2 protein-coding genes and 1 pseudogene are annotated in these 2,484 nt (G+C 38.4%); 1 reads left to right on the forward strand and 2 read right to left on the reverse strand.

The window, feature by feature from the left end; genetic code table 11:
- Positions 1-522, reverse strand: a pseudogene (locus WBN20_RS05085) (DNA helicase PriA); the annotation flags it as partial.
- Between the two features lie 58 nt (positions 523-580).
- The gene (locus WBN20_RS05090; protein WP_424280941.1) at positions 581-1,717 is read right to left on the reverse strand and encodes an SPFH domain-containing protein; all 1,137 of its coding nucleotides are present in this window, start codon (positions 1,715-1,717) and stop codon (positions 581-583) included.
- Positions 1,718-1,894: 177 nt separating this feature from the next.
- On the opposite strand from WBN20_RS05090, the gene WBN20_RS05095 reads away from it, so the two are divergent.
- Positions 1,895-2,484, forward strand: a 590-nt coding sequence (locus tag WBN20_RS05095; RefSeq protein ID WP_424280942.1) for a PfkB family carbohydrate kinase, incomplete at its 3' end; no start/stop codon positions are given.

Here is a 2,484-nt window from a genome sequence, read left to right on the forward strand (position 1 = left end):
CCTTTGACCTTCGTAAGATGCAAAGAGCTCTGCATCAAAAGTCCAAAAAGGGAGATAAAGACCGTGAATAGCTTCCGGATCTAATGCTGCGCGTTTAAGCTTATTTGGCGCAAACCACAATCTTTCCACCCAATTTATAAATATCCTTCCCGCCTCTTTGTTATCAAATTGAAATGGAACCAGCGCCCCTGGCAGTATCCAGCCTTCTCTTTCTATATCTTCTCTAATAAGGGGGTCTCCGCAATAAACACAATGGAGCGACTTGTAATTTTCTTCAACATGTTGGTTCGCACCACAATTCTTACAATGCAGAAGATCTATTGTTTCTGTATATGCATTATCCCCTACCGCCTTAATATAATGTTCCAGTTCAAGTTCTTCAAAACTTCGCTTTGTCTTTTCAATAAATTCTTCATATCCACAATACTCACATTTAACCTGGTGTGAACCTGGTTTGTATTTTAGTTCTGCGCCACAATTGGCACAGGACTTTTTCTGTTCAGAATACTGGGCTTCTTCCATTTGTAATTATTACCAAAATCAGTAAAATTAGAATAGTGTTTTTTAAATCTTACGGTTACTACATTTTAGGTAATGGCGGTGGTGTACTGCCACCCAAAAAAGCCTTTAACTCCTCTATTTCTTTAAGCGCTGTCCACCCCATAAGACCTTGTTTCCATACCAGAGAATCCCGGTTAATAGTCCTATTTGCAAAAAGTTCCTTTAATTTATCAAATGAAACAGGGCCAAGTTGTTGACCATTTGCAGCGTAGTAATACATTACCTGAACAGGAATTGGAGGTGGCAGAGCAGTACCTTGAGGCTGTTGTGAAGAAAAGGGTTGTTGCCCTGGCTGACCCATTAAAGTCCCCATTTGTTGCGCCAGAACAAAACCCATGCCCAAACCCATTCCTGCTCCGGCAGTACCGCCTTCATTTTTGGCAGCGGCTTCCATGGCTTTAGCTGCCTTAAATTGAGAGAGTTTGGACAAGTCTAGTTTGTCTAATCTGCTATATTCAAAAATTTCCTTCTTCAGTTCCTCGGGCATGGAAACGTTTTCTATATAGAATTTTTCCAACTCTATCCCTACACGCTCAAATTCTGGTTTCATAACTTCCTGACAAGTTTCGGAAAGCTCACTTGTATTTGCGGCGTATAATTCCAGTGGTAGGTTGGCCTCCCCCACAGTATCTGTAAAACGCGTCACAATTAAACTCTTGAGATGTTCATTAACCTCGTAATTTGTAAAATTACCATCGGTGCCAACAACGTCTACAACGAATTTTCCGGCATCGCTAATTCTAAAACTATAAGTTCCAAAAGCCCTTATCTCAGTTAAACCAAAGCGTTCATCACTCAACATAACCGGGTTTTTTGTTCCCCACTTTTCGTCTGTAAACAATCTGGTATTAACAAAATATACCTCTGCCTTAAAAGGGCTGTCAAATCCATATTTCCATCCCTTTAAAGTAGTCAGAATAGGAAGGTTCTTGGTATTCAGAGTATGTGTCCCCGGTTTAAAAACATCCGCTAATTGACCCTCATTTACAAATACGGCCTTCTGACCTTCTCTAACTACCAATTTGGCATTATTTTTAATTTCATTCTGATAACGCTCAAATCTGTGTACTATGGTATCATTAGTGGTGTCAATCCATTCTACTATATCAATAAATTCCTGACTTAGTTTCTTTTTAATCTCATCAAATAGATTCATTTTATTAGATTTTTAATTCCAGAAAAAGGTAATCAATTCTTTAAAACGGACCAAGTGTCTTTTATGAATATAAAGGGTTTAGGACAATGGTGAGAATCGATTTAATAAATAGTTCTGTTTTTTTTGGAGTAACACCTTATTTCTCATTACTTTGGGAATTGCTTTAAGTATTGATTTATGAAAGAAGTGTTTTGTATAGGTGAATTGCTCATAGACTTTGTTGCCGAAAAACAAGGTAGCAATTTATCTTTAGCCAGTGAATTCACAAAAAAAGCAGGTGGGGCCCCGGCCAATGTAGCCTGTGCCATAGCGAAACTTGGAGGGAAAAGTGCATTTATTGGATGTGTTGGTGTTGATCCTTTTGGCACATTTCTATTGAAGGTGCTGGAAAATGAGGACGTCGACATTTCTTTAGCTCAACGTTCAGAAACTTTTACTACCCTAGCCTTTGTTTCTATTGATGAAGACGGAGAACGTGATTTTGTCTTTAGCAGGGGTGCAGACAAGGAACTTAAATACAGTCCGGCGATTAAGAAAAAGTTTAATAAAAATATTGTCCATTTTGGGGCTGCGACAGCACTTTTGGGCGGAAATTTAGAAGAGGCCTACGGACGATATTTATTCGATGCCATAACTCAAGAAGCCTTTATCAGTTTTGATCCAAATTACAGAGCAGACTTATGGAAAAACAGAACTGATTTTTTTATAAAAAAATCTATGCCTTTTATTGAAAAATCTACGCTTTGTAAGTTTAGTTTAGAAGAGGC

Origin of the sequence: Eudoraea sp. (genome assembly GCF_049665975.1) — a bacterium.
GTDB lineage: Bacteria > Bacteroidota > Bacteroidia > Flavobacteriales > Flavobacteriaceae > Eudoraea.

Bases quoted from the DNA above. Each gene is read 5' to 3' on its own strand.
- WBN20_RS05090 (WP_424280941.1), bottom strand. From the start codon at position 1,717: ATGAATCTATTTGATGAGATTAAAAAGAAACTAAGTCAGGAATTTATT.